Origin of the sequence: Streptomyces aurantiacus, from assembly GCF_001418335.1 — a bacterium.
Classification (GTDB): Bacteria; Actinomycetota; Actinomycetes; order Streptomycetales; family Streptomycetaceae; genus Streptomyces; species Streptomyces aurantiacus.
In genome coordinates, this window is the sequence record NZ_LIPP01000290.1 from 1 (window position 1) to 1504 (window position 1504).

General features: G+C 69.1%; 2 protein-coding genes. One reads left to right on the forward strand and one right to left on the reverse strand.

Going from position 1 to position 1504, the window contains the following annotated elements; translation table 11 throughout:
• Window positions 1-799: polyprenyl synthetase family protein (locus AOK01_RS31540; protein ID WP_055517667.1), on the forward strand; the 799-nt coding region annotated here is incomplete at its 5' end.
• Window positions 800-868: 69 nt separating this feature from the next.
• Here AOK01_RS31540 and AOK01_RS31545 read toward each other — a convergent pair.
• Window positions 869-1339: an Lrp/AsnC family transcriptional regulator gene (locus AOK01_RS31545; RefSeq protein WP_055517669.1), complete on the reverse strand. Its 471-nt coding sequence runs from the start codon at window positions 1337-1339 to the stop codon at window positions 869-871.
• Window positions 1340-1504 lie beyond the last annotated feature (165 nt).

Genomic DNA, 1504 nt, shown 5'->3' on the forward strand with positions numbered 1-1504 from the left:
CGACGACGTGATGGACGAGGCCGAAACCCGGCGGGGGCGGCCCGCGGCCCAGCATCTGGTCGCCGCCCGTCACCGAGGTCATGCGCAGGCACAGAAGCTGGGACGCGACACCGCCATCCTGCTCGGAGACATCGCACTGGGCTGGTCCTACGAGTTGGTGGGCACCGCGGACATCGACGATCACAGGCGGCGGCGGGTCGGGCGGGCCCTGGCGACGATGCGTACCCAGACCGTGGTGGGCCAGTACCTGGACCTGGTGGGCACGGACACAGCGCCGGCCGGCACGGTCGAGGACGTCGGGCACGCACTGCGCATCGCACGCGGCAAGACAGCCGGCTACACCGTGGGATGGCCCCTGCACATCGGAGCGGTGCTGGCTCACGCCGACGAAACGATCATCGAGGCGCTGACCCGGTTCGGGCTCGCCGTCGGGGAGGCCTTCCAGCTGCGCGACGACCTGCTCAACGTCTTCGGACACGCACCCACCACCGGCAAACCCTCCGGCGACGACCTGTGTCACAGGAAGCACACCGCGCTGCTCGCCCTGGCCTGGCGCGACGCCGATCCCCGCCAACGTGCCCGCCTGACCCAGCTGATGGACCGGACCAGCCTCGACGAGACCGCCCTGACCGAGGCACGGACCATCCTCACCGACACGGGCGCCCGCTCCCACATCGAAGACCTCATCACCACCCGCCTCGACGAGGCCCGCCAGGCCCTGACCGAAACGACCCTGCCCCCGGACATCACCACCACCCTCACGGACCTGGCCCACCACGCCACGCACCGCGACCACTGAAGAACGCCGGTCTCGCCGCGCTCGGTCGGTCGGGCGCGGGCGATGCCCGATGAGCCCCCGTTCAGCGTCCTATCGGCGGCGGCGATCGTCGGCCTGCAGCACCAGGGGCAGGGTGCGCGGCGCGACCCGCTCGCTGAGGACCACCTCCGTCTTGGTGCGGACGACGCCGGGAAGTTTGATCAACTGCTGGATGACGTCTTCGAGGTGGGCGTTCTCCCGGGCTGCGACGCGGCACACCAGGTCACCCTCGCCTGCGATGCTGTGCGCCTCCAGGACCTCGGGCACGGCGTGCAGTGCCGCGGTGATCTCGTCCAATCTGCCCTGCGCCAGGTGCAGATGGACGAAGGCGAGTACGGGATAGCCCATGCCGGGCGCGCTCAACTGCGGGGCGTAGCCGGCGATGACGCCCGACTGTTCCAGGCGGGCGAGCCGGGCCTGCACCGTGCCTCTGGCCACACCCAGCACGCGGGCGTACTCGCGCATGCCGGCTCGTGGTTCCTCCAGCAGCAGGCGCAGCAGGGATGTGTCGAGGTCGTCCATGACTGTACCGATGACCTTTCCGCGGACCGGATTTCCAGTCAAGCATCGGGCCATTGGACCAGTCAATGGCAAGGAGTATTGACCAGTATCCCTGCCTGACTCCTAGTATCTGGGCCAATTGGACAGCGTACTGCCCAGTCGTGAGTTAGGTGAGCGCATGACCCC